At 37.0% G+C, this 18,801-nt stretch carries 11 protein-coding genes; 2 read left to right on the top strand and 9 right to left on the bottom strand.

The annotated features are described in order from the left end of the window. Positions 1-17 precede the first annotated feature (17 nt). Together BM207_RS11100 and BM207_RS11095 are read left to right on the top strand one after the other, a co-directional pair. Positions 18-6,863 (top strand): hypothetical protein, encoded by a 6,846-nt coding sequence (locus BM207_RS11100; protein WP_143095946.1) that lies wholly within the window; start codon positions 18-20, stop codon positions 6,861-6,863. 20 nt (positions 6,864-6,883) lie between these two features. After that, a complete protein-coding gene (locus BM207_RS11095; protein WP_090994000.1) occupies positions 6,884-8,383 on the top strand; it encodes a fibronectin type III domain-containing protein in 1,500 nt (499 codons plus the stop codon). A 2-nt stretch (positions 8,384-8,385) separates the two neighbouring features. Here the strand turns inward: BM207_RS11095 and BM207_RS11090 are convergent, their stop codons facing one another. The 9 genes from BM207_RS11090 to BM207_RS11050 all read right to left on the bottom strand — a co-directional run bounded on the left by BM207_RS11090 (position 8,386) and on the right by BM207_RS11050 (position 18,095). Next, positions 8,386-9,600: a carboxypeptidase-like regulatory domain-containing protein gene (locus tag BM207_RS11090; RefSeq protein ID WP_090993998.1), complete on the bottom strand. Its 1,215-nt coding sequence runs from the start codon at positions 9,598-9,600 to the stop codon at positions 8,386-8,388. Between the two features lie 13 nt (positions 9,601-9,613). Next, positions 9,614-10,678, bottom strand: coding sequence for a serine hydrolase domain-containing protein (locus tag BM207_RS11085; protein WP_090994417.1), 1,065 nt, complete (start codon positions 10,676-10,678; stop codon positions 9,614-9,616). Between the two features lie 12 nt (positions 10,679-10,690). Further along, positions 10,691-12,343 carry a DNA repair protein RecN gene (recN, locus tag BM207_RS11080; protein WP_090993996.1) on the bottom strand — a complete coding sequence of 551 codons (1,653 nt, stop codon included), beginning with the start codon at positions 12,341-12,343 and terminating at the stop codon, positions 10,691-10,693. Between the two features lie 73 nt (positions 12,344-12,416). Beyond that, positions 12,417-14,135 carry a M56 family metallopeptidase gene (locus BM207_RS11075; protein ID WP_245768083.1) on the bottom strand — a complete coding sequence of 573 codons (1,719 nt, stop codon included), beginning with the start codon at positions 14,133-14,135 and terminating at the stop codon, positions 12,417-12,419. Positions 14,136-14,248: 113 nt separating this feature from the next. Continuing rightward, the gene (locus BM207_RS11070) at positions 14,249-14,632 is read right to left on the bottom strand and encodes a BlaI/MecI/CopY family transcriptional regulator (RefSeq protein WP_177217106.1); all 384 of its coding nucleotides are present in this window, start codon (positions 14,630-14,632) and stop codon (positions 14,249-14,251) included. 79 nt (positions 14,633-14,711) lie between these two features. After that, on the bottom strand, positions 14,712-15,605 hold the full coding sequence (gene porD / locus BM207_RS11065) for a type IX secretion system protein PorD (protein ID WP_090993990.1): 894 nt from the start codon (positions 15,603-15,605) through the stop codon (positions 14,712-14,714). Continuing rightward, positions 15,605-16,801, bottom strand: coding sequence for a bifunctional phosphopantothenoylcysteine decarboxylase/phosphopantothenate--cysteine ligase CoaBC (gene coaBC, locus BM207_RS11060; RefSeq protein WP_090993987.1), 1,197 nt, complete (start codon positions 16,799-16,801; stop codon positions 15,605-15,607). The genes porD and coaBC overlap by 1 nt, the downstream gene beginning before the upstream one ends. A gap of 29 nt (positions 16,802-16,830) precedes the next feature. Continuing rightward, the gene (locus BM207_RS11055; RefSeq protein WP_090993985.1) at positions 16,831-17,157 is read right to left on the bottom strand and encodes a DNA-directed RNA polymerase subunit omega; all 327 of its coding nucleotides are present in this window, start codon (positions 17,155-17,157) and stop codon (positions 16,831-16,833) included. After that, a complete protein-coding gene (locus tag BM207_RS11050) occupies positions 17,157-18,095 on the bottom strand; it encodes an outer membrane protein assembly factor BamD (RefSeq protein ID WP_090993983.1) in 939 nt (312 codons plus the stop codon). Before BM207_RS11050 ends, BM207_RS11055 begins: the two co-directional genes overlap by 1 nt. Between the last annotated feature and the right edge of the window lie 706 nt (positions 18,096-18,801).

Below are 18,801 nucleotides of genomic sequence, written 5' to 3'. Positions count from 1 at the left end.
TCTAACTCCCATCCGCTATGCAAAAGATATTACTAATGAATAAAGATTATCGCAGCCTCCTTCGATCACTATGCTTGATGCTAATTTTGATGGTATTTAATTTCAACGCTTTAGGTCAACAAGCAAGCCCCCAAGTTAGTTTAACAGTAAATATACTTCCTCCCTATTCCCCATATTATTCAGACTATGCCGGTGTAAATGCGAGTAAAGTTTTATTAATCGTGAGAAACTTAACCTCATCGTCAAAAAAAATTAAGCTTACGGGTCAACTTAGCGGAGATAATGGAATCAGAATTACAACAAAGTCTAATTATATTCCGTTACAGCCTCTTATCTTAAATCCCAATGAAACTAAACAGCTAAATGGGTTGGCTTTAAGAGATATTTTCGATTTAAGTTCTTTGAATGTTTATGGAGTTGATAAAGTTAAACTGGTACAATCTTCTCGTTTACCCGAAGGGAACTATAGTTTTTGTATACAAGCGGTAGATATGAATACCAATCAGCTGATCTCGTCAAACGCACCTTTGGGGTGTACCAATATAACGATTACCTATCCAGATGCTCCGGTTTTGGTTAGTCCGACAGCTAACTTTTCTATATTTTCAACAACCCCTCAAAGCGTTGTTTTTAATTGGCTAAATCCAGGTTTTGCTCCCATGGGGACACAATATGTTTTGCAAATTGCTGAAATGCCTTTGCGTGCCGCAGATCCAAATCAGGTTTTAAATAGCGTATCATTTCCTTTGGTTAATAGAACATTAAATGGGTTTTCTTATGTTTTATCTCCGGCAGACCCACCGCTGTTAGTGGGAAAATTATATGCATGGAGGGTAAAGGCTGTCGACCCAAGTGGGAAAGTTGTTTTTAAAAACGGAGGGGTTAGCCAGGCTAATTTATTTACTTATGCAAGTCAGGTCAATTTAGACTCGCCTCCGATATTAACCAGCCCGAAAGAACATGCAAATATTATTTCAACAAGCAACAGGCCATTTTTCCAGTGGACAAATGTTTCATCACCGAAAAATGGGTATGTTTTGCAAGTAGTGGAAATGCCGGGTTCAGGAGGGAATCCTGAGCAAATATTTAGCTTAAACAAGTTTGTGATCTATGAAAACGTTAATGGCCTGAGTTATACATTGCCGAATTCAAATTCACCATTAATTGTTGGGAAAAGATATGCTTGGAGAGTAAGCGCAGTAGATCAGTTTTCTAGAGCTCAATCGAAATTAGCAGCATCAAGTACCATCAATACATTTTCTTATAATCCAAAAAATGAAGTTGAGTCGCCTCTATTGCTTAGCCCAATTGCAAATGGTAAGGTTACGTTAACTTCTCCTCAAAATATTGCATTTGATTGGGATTTTAAGGTTCAGGGCTATTTCAGATATAATTTTCAGGTTGTGGAACTTGCTACGCCAATATCAGATCCTGCCCAGGCTTTTGCGAAGGGTGATTTCCTAATTAATAAAGACGTTCTTTATGCAAATACTTATAGAGTAACCAATGCCGACCCAATATTAAAAGTTGGAAGGACCTATGCTTGGAGAGTTAGGGCGAATGATCTGGGAGTATCTACTGCAATTAAAAATGATGGTTATAGTGCCATCAATATTTTTGAATATTCAGTTTTAAAAAACGAAGAGATATTGCCTTTGGCACCAGTAATCACCAGTCCGAAATTTGGCGATATTGTTGCTCAACTGAATGATTTTTCACAACCAAAAATTAACGTTGCCTGGGATAAGTCTAACACGACATATGATCCTGCTTACGAAATAAAAATAGTCAAGTTAATGCCAGGATTGGATGCCATAAGCTCCTTGGATAATAACGTTCAGGTAGTGTTATCCTATAAGCAAATGCTTAATAGTTTTGTTTTGGAGGCTCCTAAACTTAACGAAGATATAATATATGCAAGAAATCATGGACGCATAAAGCTCGAGGAGGACGCTACATATGCTATTCAAGTTATTGCCAGCGGCAACAATCCAGATGGTAAATCCATGCGCATTGAAAATTTTGGAAGAAGTAATATTATAGAATTTACCTATAAAGGCGCTCCTAAACCAGTAGCCGTAGCTCCGCCAGCGCCAATTTCGAGTACGATAGCAGGTAAATTATTTTATAGGTTCAAGGGTGAAAACGAGGTGCCTATAAAGAAAGAACTTAATTTTCCGCCTGTGACCTCTATGTTCCAAATTGATCCAAAAGGTGGGGTAAACGCTTCCGGTGCTCCTAAAATGATTTCAGTGGATAAATATGACAATAACAATTTCCCTAGTTATTTCGAAAACAATACTTTTCCCATAGGGGTCGATATCCATCCTTTAAAAAGTGTAAAGTTGAACTTTGTGTATGTAGTACTGCAGAGCCAAACGAAAAACCCTAAAAAACTCAGTGAACTCAAACCTTATCCAGGTTACTCAACGGATATGTATCCTTTGGTACTAAACGGAGAAAAAATATCAGGCATACGAAATATCGGAAGTACTACGCTAAAAGAAGACGGCAGTTTTAGCTATACCTTTGTAAACAACTACAAGATTGGCTATATAGGTACGGGTAAAGTAACTGAAGCAAGTAAAGAGTACAGTTATTTTGGGGTTATTAGGATGATTGTTGGTAGACATCACGTACCTGGTGATATTGGAGAATTTAGTGATGAACGCTATTTTACAAGTCCCGACGTTTATGTGATGCCTCAGGTAGGAAAAACAGTTACGATTCCAGATGAAATCGTTTTTGTTAAAAGCTACAATTACACCGTTCAAGTCGTAAGCGATAAAACAAGTAATCAAGCGGTAACTTCAGGCAAACCATTAGCGAACTACCCTGTAGAGATGTTGGATCAACATACATTTTTTACACCTCCACCTGATGGAGCATGGTGGGGCCCGACAAGCAGCTCTGATCAGCAAGATAATAATATAACTATGCCATGGGAGGCAGACGCAGAAAGTTACGCTAATCAAACTACCAAGGTAAAAGACGATAAATCGGATGATATTGATTTACCACTTGTTGCTGTTGTAAAAACTGATGCCAACGGCTTTGCGAGATTTACAAATCTATTGATTACCCATGGCCATCTCCCTCGCGTTCCAGTTAACCCTTTTGAAGGGAATTTTAACTACCGGTCTCAAAACGGTGAATTGTTAAAAGGAGGATCGGTGGGTGATTTATATGCTAAATTTAATAGCGACTTTATAGTTGAAACAAAAATTGCTGCGAAGCCGATTATATTGAAACCTAAACTTCCTGAGATTTACCTTAGGGCTATCACGGTGCAAAATGGGGCTACACAAGCAGTACCTTATGCAAGTGTTCATATACAAGGATATACCAACGATCAGAAAAAAACCTTAGTGGAAGATGAGTATTTCAAAACCGATGCAAATGGCTATTTGCAAATTAAAGATTTAAAGGAAAACCGTTTGCGTACCATTGTTATCTCTAAGCTGGGTTTCGCTGATAAATACGTTGCCAATCAACAAAACATAGCATTAGGCGAACGTTTCCCCTCCACTGCAGAGCAAGTGATGGTAGGAGTGGGAGCAGTATATGGAAGGGTGGTTAATGAAAAAGGGCAACCTGTAATGGCCAATGTAAAAGTTGGAAATGGTCCTTATATCAAAACCTATAATGGTGGGGTGTTTTATATTGAAAGAACACAAAGTGGTTATCAGTCTCTAACAATTGCACCCGTGGTGGATAACTATTTCGGTGAAAGCTTATATCCTAACATCAAGGAAAGTGATATGACTATGATCACGAATAATTTGGGGAAAGTAAATGGTACCATTGTTTTAAAGGAAAAACTGCATCGCGTTATTTTTAAAGTTGTAGATGCAGACAGTGGTCAACCTATTAGTAGCTACGTTGGTATTGGCAACAATACCTATGAATATCACAATAGCGACCCTTATACCGGATTAACAAAAGAGTACGCTATAGCAAGTCCGGGTAATGAATTTAAAGTTCGAGTGGTTGCTACTAATTATGTAACTTATGATGACTATAAGTCGATACCGATTAGGAAGGAACCTGGAGCACCCATTGTGATTGCATTGCGTAAAGCACAAATTATAAGCGGTGTTGTGAAAGATGCAACTACGGGTTTGCCAATTGCTGGAGCCAGAGTTTATACCATAAGTGGTACAAATGCTGATGGCGAAGTTCAAAATTCTACCACAACAGGTATGGATGGAAAGTACACCCTATATGGATCCACTAGTCCTAAGTTTTGGTTTTCCTATGGACAGTATTATGCAGATCTGCCTATCAAGATTTATGCTGTAAAAAGTGGTGCACCAGGTTATGTTAGGTCAGAATTGGAAGCATCGCCTAGTAATCCAATTGCTAATTTCTCGCTAACAGCACTAAGTGCTAAGGCCGAAATTTGGGGCTTGCCAATAGAAGTTCACTCGCTAGTTAAACAAAGCTATGCTACATCGGTAATTACTGGAGCTTTCATTAAATTACCTAGCAATAATGGTTTTAAAATGGAACTTAGCGAAACTAAATTGCCTTTTGTGCAACTGGCTGTACAAACTTCAAAAAATGGTTTTAGTCCAACGACAAAAGTGATAAACGTAGAGGCTACTTCCTTAAAGGTAATGGTTTATGATAAGTATGCATGCGAGGTTATTGCTTCCGATCAAGAAAAGGTATACAACAAGCTTGTTATCAGATTAGATGGTAGCTATGGGGTTTTAGAAGGATTTCTGACCTCCGAATTATCATCTTTTAATTTTAGCTATAAATACACCGGCAAATTTTTAATTGGTAGTTCTTATCGTTTAGGTGGAAGTGCAGCACTGGTAAATAATCCAACAAAGGTGTTTTCTGCTAAGCCAGATTTTGCAGCAGAAAGCAGGTATGGTTTACAGGCGTTATATGGTAAGGACAGTTTTAGCATTCACAATTTTACGGCGAAACTTGGCACTGGCTCTAAATTTAATGCTGATGGATATCATATGAATGCGAATGTTCTCTTGAATATACCGCTTTTGGACGCTAAAACAATGCCTGCTGGAAGTTTCACGGTAACACAGAACAATATAGAATGGAAACAGTATGATGGCAACATTAATATGCCTTTAGAGAAATGGGCTATCTTAGGTACAGGACTATCTTATGATATTAATCAAGGTGGATTTAAAGTTTTAAACGGCACTTTAAAAACAAGCTTACCGCAGGTAACGCTAAAAGATTTAATCATAATGCCTGCTAGTGTTGATTTAGGGATTTCAAAGTTAACAGGTAAGGAGGCGCTAACTTTGGCCAATATCACTCCGCTAAAATTAGCGGCGGATGCGAAGATGACTTTAAATTTCGACCCAGCTGCTCCGTTTGATCAAAAACCACATTACCGCTTAAATCTTGCAAGTAGTGCCGAAACGGTAGCATACGTAGATGACTTGCCGGGAATGGGTAAATCCAGAGTAAATATTAATATGCTAACCGATTACAGTGATGGAAAGCATAAAACAATTATTGTAGCACCTACAAAAATTAACTACTACAATGTGCTATCGCAAGATGTTACGGGTATTGACGTGGCCGATGATTTCTTTACGCTAGTTGGCAATACGAATTTAGAGATACCAGGAGCTCCAGCAAACGTTACCGGTAGGTTTAAATACACGAAAAATCCTTTGAGCCAATTTGCCGATAAAAACGGAAATGTTTTAACCGTGGATAAATTGCAAACCGATGTTGAAATGGAAGGGAAAGTTAAATTTGAAGGCACTTCCTTTCAGCTATCACAGGATAACCTTGCCGTAGAAGGAAGGGTTTTGATCTACAAAAATGGGCCCGAAGATGCTATTAAAGGTATTAGGGGGACACTGACGAAAACACCTGGAGTTATTAAAATGGACTTCTTGCCAAAGCAAAAAATTGCGATGGGCGCTAAAAATATGGAGATCCAAAGTGGCGGAAACTTTGTTTCAAATAACAAATGGACTTTGGTTAATTTTATCGGGAAACCAACCAATTTTGTAAACAAAGAAGGCAAAAATTTATTTGCTCAAGGTGGCGATTTAATAGATTTCCAAGTCAACGGTGCTATTAAAAATAAAGAGGGAGGGAAAGGACTTCAACTTGATGGAATTAGTACGCCGTTTGGAGATCTTGATATTGTTTTCGATTTTGATAAAGCCTCATTTAGTGGTACTTTAAATTTGGTAGACGCTAATTTGCCAATTGGCCCCGTAACAATTAATGATGCAAATATTAATTTGCAAATCGATAAAAATGGATTTCTTGTAGTAGGTATTGTAACTGATGCATCGGTTACGGCTTTACCAAGTTGTATAACAGGAGGCTTTAAAAGTGGTATAGCTTTAGGCTATTATACCTCGGCGTTCCCGACTTATTTAGGTCAAAAATTACAGGGTGTTACACTCAACAGCCAATTGCCAACTGGGCTTAATAATGGCCTAAAAGGTTTTTATGTGAACGTTATGAAATCGCTAGATAAAAATGACTTGCCACAGCTCCCAGGTCCAAGTTTAAAAGATATTCCTCTGGTAGGGGCTTTTGTTCCTGTATTTGATTTTTCTGCGGGGGTAGATATTAATTTTATATTAGATTCAGACGGTTCAAAAACTGTAAGCATTGGGGGTATAGCCTATGCTAATGCATCCTGTCTGTATGATCTCGAATTGTGCACAATTGGTTTGTCGGGAGGTGCAGCAGGGAAATTCACCTTGATGTATGATGCAAATGGCTTGGGTGGTTCTATTCTCTTCGGCATAAGTGCCAATATATCCTACTGCCTTGGACAAATAGGTGTTAATCCGAAGTTGGAGCTAAAGAAAGATGGAAGTGGTTTTAGTTTTAAACCATCTCTTTAATTAAATTTAAAAATACGATCATGAAATATTTAATAGGAAGTTTCCTGCTCCTGGTTTCAACTTCAATTGTTGCGCAACAAAAAGTAACAGCTACTTATGAAGGTGGGGATATAATTTTGAGTTACAATCCAATAAAAATTGCTGGAACAGATACTTTAGTGATGAACGTATATCGAAAAGGCAATGACGGAGAAAAATTAATTAGAGCAAATAAAAAAATAGCCACTCGCACAACTGTAAAATTTGCTGATACAAGTGTAAGGAATTCTCCTGGTGTATATCAGTACATTTTAAAAATTAAGAAGGACACCTTAACGGTAGATGCAGAAAGTATATGGGCCTATGCCTTCGCGCCTGACGTTAGGCCAATCGCAACAGTTTTTAATGCGGTTAATGCAAAGCATACGAACAATATTATCTTAAACTGGAAAATATCTGATAACTATTGGGTAAAAGACATCGCACTTTTGCGTAGTCGATCGATGGATGGTAAATATCAGTTGATTTCAAATATCAATCCTCAAGACACTTTATATATTGACAAGGTAAACGATGCCAATGAACCATTCTTTTATAGATTAGATATGAAGGGGTTTAACAGTGATAGAGTTTATTCATCTGCCTCAGTTGTTGTGGTACCCCAATTTCCTATCATACCCTATAAAGTTAATGGGATAAAAACTGAACAGAGAAATAAAGCCATTGTAGTTAGCTGGAAGAATAACAATGAATTTGCAAGAGGATTTTATATTAAGAAAAGAATAGGGAATGCTGGAGAATTTGAAGTTTCCTCTCCTTTAATTTTTAAAAATAAAACTGGGCAATATCTCTGGAAGGACACACTGAGCTCGTTAAAACCCAGGGAAATGTATCAATATGTTGTGGTAGCGGAAAGCAATTCATTTGATTTAAGTAAACATTCTGATACGGCGACAATTTCCTTTGGTTTTGGTAGCCAAGGAATAGCCCCGCCTACTGATTTGCGAATATTGACGGCGAATGACACGACCTATAGTTTGGTTTGGACCGTTGATAGCTTGCGTCGACAAGAGATTTCCGGATATCAGGTTTACCAAAAAAGAAAAGGAGAAACAGCCTTTAGGTTATTAAAAGATGGCTACACTGATAATCAAATAAATTATTTGACTATCGCAAATCTTAAAGATGGAGATGCATTCCAGGTCAAATCCATAGGGGTAAATAAAGAAAGTATCCCTAGCATGACCTTTGTCTACAAGAATCCATTTGAACGAGAATTTGGTCCGACATACCTGAAAGCTGCCGTTTATGATAATGTTTTGAATATTAAATGGCTGAAAGACGAAACATTAAAGGTAAAGGTTTATAAACTCTATAAGTGGAACGGTAAGGCTTTCATGTTAATTGAAACCGTATCTCCTGACAAGGATGCAGTGGCTACAAGGAGTTATGTGGCTGGGCAATTGAATATTTATCAGTTAAAAACGGTAGATCTAGCGGGTGTAGAAAGCGTAGGCAGTAAACCGCTACAGGTTAATTAATGCTAACGATATTCCATGGGCACCATATCGGCCATTTTTTCATAGGCCCAATAGCCACTGTATAAACTGCTTTTTGGACTATAAACCCCGCCGTTAGCGTAAAAACTAATGCTGGGCTCGATTAAACTGAGGACAGAAATCTGAAAATTACCTACATCTAAGGGACGATTTTGCTTATGCCCCGAATGTGTATAGGCTGAATCTTCCGTCTCGTTCTTATAAATTATGTAAAGTGCATCTTTAAATTTGATCATCTTAAGATCTTTATCCTGTCTTTTTACCAAAGTATCAATCAAGACATCAGCTCTGTTAACTGTGTTGAATGTCTTTGGTAAATTCCTTTGCTTAATCCAATATGATAAGGAGTCATCTCCGTTAAAGGTTAATGAATTTACTAGGCCTTGTTTACCTGCAGTCAATCTTTTAATGTTTGCGTTTATTAAGCTATCTGGTTTTCTGTTTGTATTGGGAATTGTTCCGAGCTTATTAATGACGAAACCATTTTCGGCAATCGTATTGTGGTATAGGGATTTGAAAAAATGTTGGATTGAACCATTGTAAGCAATCTCCCGGTTCCTAAGCCATTTCTTTTTCTTCGCTTTACTGCCGCTTAATTCTTCAAAATGTGGGTGTCCGGCGTAGTAAATAATCTTTGTTTTATAGTCATATTCAAAGCTTTCTAACAGGTACTTTATTCTGTAGCCTAACGCAACATTTTCTATAATCAAAAAATCGCTCGCCGTTGTCGTTACTGTTCTGGTTTCTTTGTCGTCATAGAAATTTAATACATTCGTATTAAGTATTTTGCACTGCGCTGCATTTGGCGATTTGCCGATAAAATATTCTTTAAATAAGGCCAAATAATAGGCACGATTGGGATCTGGCTTAATCACAACTTCTTTTAAAAATGTTGTATTCTCGGTGAGCGTTATGGTAACATCAATTGCTTTGTCGGAGATAATGATGTTTTTTGAATAGGGGTTATATCCGATCATTTGTATTAGAATGTCATAATTGCCGGGAGCAAGTTTCGGTAAGCTAAATTTTCCGTCGCCATTGGTAACTGTAGCAATCTTATATCCGCTTACATACACGCTGGCACCGGGTAAGACCTCTTTTTTATCTTTTATCGTACCACTAATTATATATCCTTCTTGTGCAAAAACGTGGGCACTAAGACATACACATAATATAAAACCCAGATAAAAACTTTTCATCCGTTAAATTTAACTAAAATATTAGTTTTGAAAGAATTTTCTCAGCTAAGGTTGTCATTTCGGTTTCCTCTGGCGTATTTCTATTGGTTAACAAAATAAGGCTGAGTTTTTCTTCCGGAATTCGGTAAAATACGTTTCTAAAACTTGTAGTGCTTCCTGTATGATAAACTATAGCCTGCCCACTGCTACTTTGTTTTAAATGCCATCCAAACCCATACGCTATTTTCGTTCCATTTTTTAAACTTTGTTGCTCGAAGGCAGACAACCATACTTTTTTAGGAAGAATTTTATCCAAATATAGGGCAGCGTCCCATTTTGTGAGATCCTTCAGGTTGCTATAAATGCCCCCATCGCCCAGGGTAGCACTGGTACTACTTTGATCTTTTCTAATCCATTTACCTTGGCTTGTGCCGTATCCGTAGGCTCGATGACTAATCTCGTTTACTCCTTTTACATAAGCAATGGTATTTTTCATTTTTAAAGGTTTGAAAATATGTTTTGCTAAATAATCAGAATAAGGCATACCGCTATATTTTTCAATAATTAAACCTAGTAATACATAAGCGGTGTTGCTATAGCGATAAGTTGTTCCTGGTTCGAAATAAGTTTTGCTAAAGCTCCTGCAAGCTTTTAGCACATCGGCATCAGCTAATTGAGCTGTTTTTTCACTTTCATCAATAAAGTCATCGTAATCTAGTATTCCCGAAGTGTGGTTTAACATCTGTCGGATATTGATCGTCGTTGCATAGCTTGGTAAGGCATCAAAACAATCATTTAGTTTGGTTTTTAAGCTCAATTTTCCACGCTCAATAAGTTGTAATATAGCTGCTGCGGTAAATTGTTTAGTCACCGAAGCTAGTCGAAAATTACTTTGGTCCGTTACTTTTTGATGAGATTCTAAATCACTTAATCCATAGCCTTTGCTATAAATTACTTTTCCGTCTCTAATGATAGCCAAAGCAGCACCGGGCTTGCTACCATCATAATCTTTTAAGATCTCGTCTATTTTTGAAAAATCTTGAGCCATCGTATAAAATGGAATAAAACAAGTGAATAAGAGGAGATATTGAATTTTCATAACCATTCTATGTTATCCCAACAATTCCTTGGCATTTTGTAAAGCTGATGCACCAGGATTTTTGCCTGTTAACATTTCCGCTATTGCTAAAATTCTTTCGTCGTGATTAAGTTTTTTTATACCAGTGGTAGTTTTTAGCTCCTTCTCATTCTTAAATACAAAATAATGAGCATTCCCTTTGGCTGCGATCTGCGGTAAGTGAGTAATGGATAAAACTTGCATATTTTTACCAAGTGATGCAATTACATTCCCAACTTTTAGTGCCGTTTCTCCCGATATACCGGTGTCAATTTCGTCGAATATTAGGGTGGGCAACGAAGTATGTTTTGCCAATAATGCCTTAATGGCTAACATTAATCGGGATAGTTCGCCTCCAGATGCAACTTTGCTTAGTGGGGCAGGAGCTTGCCCAGTATTAGCTGTAAAGAGTAATTGTATTTCATCAACACCATCTTTTGTTAATTTAGCCGATAACTGATGCGTCAAAACAATTGAGGCATTAGACATCTCCAACAGTTTTAAAGTAGTTGTAATTTGTTGTTCAGCGAATTTGATAGCTTTTTTCCTGTTAGCACTAATTACTGCTGCCTGAGCTTGGAGCGACTCGACTAAAGTTTGATTGGCTATTTTTAAGGTTTCTATTTCCTCATCCGATGAAAGGAGCTGGTTTAAATTGTCTTCTAGCTTTTGCTGAATTAAAATCAGATCTGCAACGGTACTTACCCTATGTTTTTGTTGCAGACTATAAATTAAATCTAATCGCTGGTTAATCATGTTTAGTCTGCCATCATCCCAAACCGTTTTTTCTTCAATAGCCGAAGTTTCATCCGCTATGTCTTTTATTTCAATAGCAGCAGATCTTAAGCGTTCAAACAAACTGTGAATCGCAGGATCATATTTTTCAATATTTTGTAAGTGTAAATTGGCTTCTTTTATAATTGTAACTGCCGAAATTTCATTTTCTGCCAATAAACCAGCTGCATTGATTAAATTTCTTTTAATTGTTTCGGCATGTGTTAATCGCTCAAGTTCATCTTCTAAAACCTTTTGCTCATCTGTTTTTAAATTTGCCTGCGCTAACTCATCAAATAGAAACTGTTCGTAATCTTGTTTATTTCTGGATTCATCGGCCGCTGAGATCAATTTTTGCAAACGGGCCTGGTCGGACTTTAATTGTTTAAAGCCTAGCCTGTAGTTTGTCAGAGCGTTAGCATGATCAGCTAAAGAATCAACAATTAACAATTGAAAATCAGCATCATTTAGCTCGAGGGTGGCGTGCTGGGAATGTATGGCTATTAACTGCTCACCGATAAGTTTTAGTGTCGACAAATTAACCGGGGTGTCATTCACGAAGGCTCTTGATTTTCCATCCATTGAAATTTCCCTTCGAAGAACACTCTCGTTAGAAAAATCTAAGTCTAGATCCTCCAATAGACTTTTTAATTGATCATTGGCTAAAGCGAATATCCCTTCTATTACACATTTTTTATCTTGATTAAAGAAATATTTACTTTCCGCACGCTGTCCTAAAATAAGTGACAAAGCACCGAGAATAATTGATTTTCCCGCCCCCGTTTCTCCGGTAATTATATTTAAACCCTGATCGAATTCTATGTCTAGGCTGTCGATCAATGCGTAATTGCGTATCGTAAGTTTCTGTAGCATATTGAATGCTAAAATAAGCAAAAAAGGGTAAGAAAATATCCTTACCCTTTTAACTGTTTCATTTGTTTGGCTTTTAATTGAATGTGATATCGTTTTTAATTCCTTTTTGTTTTTTCAATTCATTAAGGTCGTTATCAAACTTCTTTTTCAACTCTTTATATTCAGGAGTCTCCTGAAGCTTTTTCAATTCCTCTATTTTTTGTTTCCATTCAGGAGAATCGAATTTTTTCTTTAGCTCTTCAGCATTGAACTGGATTTTAGCCATTTGATCTTTCCACTCTTTCGACTCAAATTTTTTCTTCATCTCCTCCGCATTGAATTGCATTTTGGCAATATGGTCTTTCCACTCTTTCGACTCAAATTTTTTCCTCATTTCTTCTGCGTTCAATTGCATTTTTGCAATATGGTCTTTCCATTCTTTGGACTCGAACTTTTTCTTCATTTCTTCCGCATTGAATTGCATTTTGGCTACCTGATCTTTCCATTCTTTTGAGTCGAATTTTTTTCTCATTTCTTCCGCATTCAACTGTATTTTAGCCATTTGATCCTTCCATTCCTTGGATTCAAACCGTTTTCTCATATCTTCAGCATTCAATTGTATTTTAGCCATTTTATCTTTCCATTCCTTAGAACTATAAAAAGCTGAAAGAGAGTCGCCTATAAATTTGTTTCTGATTACAATCGACCTTAAACTGTCAGGTAAATCTTTAATAGAATTGTAGATTTTTGTATTGCCGTTATCATCAGTGATGGTAATGGTCGACTTAACTACTCTCTTTTTCTTTTTAGTTGTGTCCGTATCTGCTTTTAGCACAAGATGATTGTTTATGCTTTTGTTTTCGGTGGCAATTTTATCAATGGTGGATAAGCTCTTAGCTTTTTTAATTGCAGGTTTTTTTGGATTCATCCAAGCTAGGGATAAAACAGTCGATAAAGTTAATGCAAAGATAACAAGCTGTTGTTTTGCATTGATGTAAGTTGTTTTCATATTCGTTATTCTTTTGATTCTTTGATATAAATGTTGATTGGTTCCTGTTGCGGCAAGTGACAATATAGGCGCTTGCTTATCTTTAAGTAATTCGAGCTTTAAAAGTGCATGGGCATAGGTTAATGGTGTTCCTGTATACTTTACCACTAAATCGTCGCAGGCATGTTCCCGTTCTATGCGGATAAATTTACCTGCCAGCCATATAAATGGATTAAAGAATAGCAAGGTTTCTATAAATGTTTTGATCAAGTTCAAGGCATAATCATTTCTGCGGATATGTGATAATTCGTGGATTAATATAGCTTCAACCTGTTTGATTTCGAGTTGGGTAGCTAGTGCTATTGGAAATAGAACCACCGGTTTAAAATAGCCGATAACCAAAGGCACATTAACGCGGGCTGATAAGAAGAACTTAACTTCTTTATTGATATTTAACTGCCCAAGGATTGTCTGAAATATTTTATTCCATTCTTCAGAAACAGTTATTGTATTTGCTTTCTTTAGTTGCTTAAGCTTTTGATAACCTGAAAATAACAATAGGAGTTGAATAGCGATACCTATGGCATATGCGCTAGTAACGAGCGGGAACCAAGATTCGGTATTAAGGAAATTGCTAGATTTTAGTAAGCTTAAGTCTTGTAAACTTGCTTGGGCAATGAAGGCATTAACTGTTGCCTGTTGCGTATTTGTTAAAGGAACTTCAAATGTTGAGTAAAAAGTAAAACAAAAACTACCAAACATCAATAACATTGATCCAAAGGCTAGATTATGCTTCAGTTTGGCATTGAGTTTAGGTATTGCCATTAGTATTACGAATAATAGGGCATAAATTAATGCACCTTGCCATAGTGAGTGAAAAATGCTCCATCCAAGAGCTTTAATCAAATTGCTTAACATTGCTTCCATGTTTTCGAGTATCAATATTTACCTTCAATCTTCTCCAGATAGTCTTTAATTAATTCTATTTCCTCCTTGCTTGCACTTTGGTTCCCAAGCGCCTGCATAACCAACCTTGCAGCCGATCCATTAAATACATTATCTATCATTTTGTTTACCAATTGTTGTTGGGTTTTTTCCTGATTTAATAACGCCTTATAGACATGTGTCTTTGCGGTTGTATCTCTTTCTACCAGACCTTTTTCATGCATAATCTGCATTAGTTTTAGGGTGGTCGTATAGCCAGCATCTTTCTTAGCTAAAGTCTCATGCACATCGCGAACCGTACAACGCTCTTTTTGCCAAAGAACTTGTAGGATTTCTAATTCGCTTTCAGTTGGTTTGCTGTTGTTAATGCTCATCATATTATATGTACGAATTATTTCGTATTCAAATGTACGAAAGTATTCGTATAAACAAAATGTTTTAACAAAAATTTAACAATTATTTTTTCAGCCCTTCGTATTTGCTGATGTTGGCAGGGTCGATCACGCTTAAAAAGTTATACGCTTTGATTCTATCTTGTGCCTCAGCAAGCGATAATACGTTTACGATTTCATCAGCTTTGCTAGCAAAATAAACATTTGGGAAAATGGAGCCTAGCTTTTGCTTGTCCATCTGTTGAAGTAAAGATAAAGAATTTACTATTTTTTTAAGTGCATTGGTTTGGTTTTCCTGAAGGAGATCGAGGCCATTTAAATGAAAGTTATAAATGAACACGCGTAATTCTTGGAAACTATTGTTTAAAAGATTTTCATTTAACCAATAGCGGTTACGCAAACCGTCAAATGCTTTCCAGCCTTTACTGCCAGCTGTTTGTGCGATGTTTAAGGTGCTTTGAGCCTTATTATAAAGCAATTCCCCCCCCAATTTACTAAAGCTATCTTTGTCTAGCCCTATAATTGTATAAGCATAATAGGCTAGGAGAGAGCTAAGATTGGTGATGAAATTCTGCTCTGAAAAATCTAAAGTCTGACCTTGATTATAACTAAAATCAAAATCCTTATCGTTCATATTTAAAAGAGTAGTAAAATAGGAACTGCCAAAAACGGGCCTGCTCGATTGGATTTGGGCTTCAGCGCTATAGCTAGAGTTTCCATCCCATCCTGTTAGGGTAAGTACAAAATTGCAATCTATTCTCTCTTGCGGCAAATAGGTGTCATTGGTCCATTTGTTATTGTTCAGAAAATCCCTTATCACTGTTTGAAGATCTTCAAGATTCTTCTTGTTGATGTTAGAAACATTCGGTGCTAATACCTGAACTTTAGCATTAAGCTCCTGCGAATAGACATAACCATAACTCAATAAAATTAGGAGGAAGCAGGCAAGTTTTTTCATTACACCAATAGGTTGAGTATTTCTTTACAAATGTCAGCTGCCACTTCGTGTTTGCTTTTGAGTTCAAACACGGTCTTTTCGAGCGCCCGATTAAAGATAGTTATTTTATTCGTGTTGGTCTTAAACCCTGCGCCGTCATCGTTTAGGGAATTCAACACAATAAGATCTAAATTTTTTTTCAGTAATTTTTGTTGGGCGAAGTCTGCTTCGTTTTCGGTTTCGAGCGCGAAGCCTACTAATAGCTGATGTTTTTGCTTCAATATTCCCAGCCCTGCTAAAATGTCTGTCGTTTTACGCAAGGCGATGTGGAATTCAGTATCAGCTTTTTTAATTTTTTGAGAAGCCACCTGCACAGGGGTATAGTCTGCCACAGCAGCGCTCATTACTATGATATCGCTTGCTGTAAAATACGCTAAACATGCTTCGTTCATTTCTGCAGCACTAACTACATCAACCCTCCTTAAGTTATAATTGCTTTTTTCAGCTGTCGGACCGGTTACCAAAGTAACATCAGCGCCTAAAGAAACTAGGCATTCGGCAATGGCGAAGCCCATTTTGCCTGACGAGTGGTTGCCGATGAAACGTACAGGATCTATTGCTTCAAAAGTGGGACCAGCGGTTACCAAGGCCTTTTTATCTAATAATGGTAAACCAGCCCTAATATGCGCAGTCAGAAATTTAGTTATTTCATCAGGTTCCGCCATTCTTCCTTCCCCAAATAAGCCACTTGCTAATTCACCACTATTTGGAGCTATAACTGTATTCCCAAAGTTCTGTAGTTGCGCAATATTTTCTCTTGTGCTTTCGTGCTTCCACATATCTAGATCCATTGCCGGCGCAAAAAAAACGGGGCATTTGGCAGATAAGTAAACGGCGGTAAGTAAATTGTCGCAGATCCCATTTGCCATTTTGGCTAAGGTATTCGCACTCGCTGGTGCAATAATCATATAATCAGCCCAAAGACCTAATTCTACATGATTACTCCAAACGCCGGTTTCGGCATCGAAGTATTGGGTGTACACGGGATTTTTTGAAAGGGTAGCTAACGTGAGGGGCGTAATAAAATTATTTGCATCAGCAGTAAGAATAACTTTAACGTTTGCGCCAGCCTTAATGAACGCTCTCACTAAGAGTGCCGATTTATAGGCAGCAATGCTACCGCAAACGCCAAGTAGGATATTTTTATTTAATAGCATAGTGCATGGACATGCAGTCCCAAAGCTACTTACTTTTGCTCTTTAGCGGGGTTTCTATGATAAACTTTCTCATTTAAAAACTCATCAATTGCAATCAAGCTTGGCTTAGGCATGCGCTCATAATGTTTGCTTATTTCAATTTGCTCTCTGTTTTCGAAGATTTCTTCTAAGTTATCATTTGAAGAAGCGAATTCAGCTAATTTTCCATGTAACTCTTCTTTCATATTATTAGAAATCTGATTTGCCCTTTTTGAAATTATCACTAATGATTCATAGATGTTATCAGTAGTAGCATCCAAATCATGTACATTTCTCGTTACCGTAGTATTTGGTATAGCGGGTTTTTGTGTATTCATTATTTTATTGGGGTTTTAATCTCTGCTTTTTTTGTAGTTGTATCTTTTTGTTTCTCGTCTTTTTTAGCTAATGCTGCATATTTTGCTGCTTCTTCAGCTTCCTTTGCGAGTATTTTTCTTGCTGATGCAATTCCAGCTTCACTATCTTCTTTTAGTTGTTTTGCCTCACTCACCAATTTACTATCAGGATGAGCTTCCATAAACTCATTGTAATAACCAATTGCTTCTTGGAAACGTTCTTCCTGTCTGTGTGGATAGCTATTTTTTGCATACATATATTGAGATTTCACAATTAATAAATCGATCTCTTCAATATATTTAATATCCGGAAACTCAATCTGGGTATTTTTTAAAGCCACAACAGCCGATCTGTAATAAGCTACATCATACCCCCCTAAGGTGTAATAAAGTTTTGCATTATCAAATGCTTTAGTTTCTAGCTTGTCACGTAGATTGGCAATATATTGGGCAGCCTGCACTGCACGTTCACTTTTAGGATAATAATTGATGAACAACTGTAATGCGTCAATTGCTTTATAAGTATTCTCTTGGTCTAATGATGAGTTAGGTGAGTCAAGATAATAACAATAAGCTCCGTAATATCTACATTCTTCAGCGTATTTACTGTTAGGATAAGTATCCGCAAATTCTTTAAACTTATAACGAGCTGTTGTATAGTCTTTTAAGCGGTAAAGTGTAAAGGCATAATAATAATTCAAGTCCTCAGCTTCAGCTGTTCCACGATATTTTTGAGCTAAACCCTCAAACAGGATTAAAGCTTTTGAATAGTCTTTTTTATTATACAAGCGAATACCTTCCTGATATTTTTTAGAAACGTCATTGCTCAGACGTAACTTTTCAAAACGGCTCTTACAACCTGCAAGGCTTAATAATAGGACAGTGAAACTTAAAATCAGTAAGTGTTTAACTTTAAACATTGTGCAAAGATAAGGTAATAATACGATAACGTCAATTAAAAATAATCGTGCTAAGCTAAATAAAGCGTTTCAGCCAATCAAACACTTAACAATTTTTAACATACTTTAGATAGGTAGTGAATTGGTTAAACTGGATAACCAATAAATTAAGATTGAAAACTACGCGAAACAGGTATATATATAATATATGCATGTGCTAACAAATATCCGTTTTAAATCCTTATATATAAAAGGTGTTACTTTGGTAAATCTTTACCCAAGGGCAAGGGCTAGCTAAGTAGTAGGTAAGTAGTAGCAAAGTAGTAGGTAAGTAGTAGGTAAGTGGTTGGTTCGTGAAACTGTTGTGAAATTGGCTTTACGGGTTCGTTTCAATTGAGTGCGGGTAGTGAGATTTGGAGCTGTGCGGTTGTGCGGGAGTATGACCGGTAATATTTTTCTTATTGAGAACCATTGAGTTATGGAATAGTTTAGGAAAAAAGGTTTTAAGAGTTTGCGGTGGCGGATAATTTTCCTACTTTTGCATCCCGCTTCGGAGGAAGGGAAAAAGGATAAAGATGCAGATTGGGTTATTGAGATAGCGTTTTGGAGGGGAATATCAGGTGGACAGCTACTTAGCTGAAACCTGAAAATAATTCAAAATAAAGTTTGCGAAAAAGAAAAAGTTTTCTACCTTTGCAACCCGCTACGGAGGTAACGAGAGAAGGAA

The organism is Pedobacter insulae, from assembly GCF_900113525.1.
In the GTDB taxonomy this organism is placed as follows: Bacteria; Bacteroidota; Bacteroidia; order Sphingobacteriales; family Sphingobacteriaceae; genus Pedobacter; species Pedobacter insulae.
This window is presented reverse-complemented; position numbering and strand designations above follow the sequence as displayed.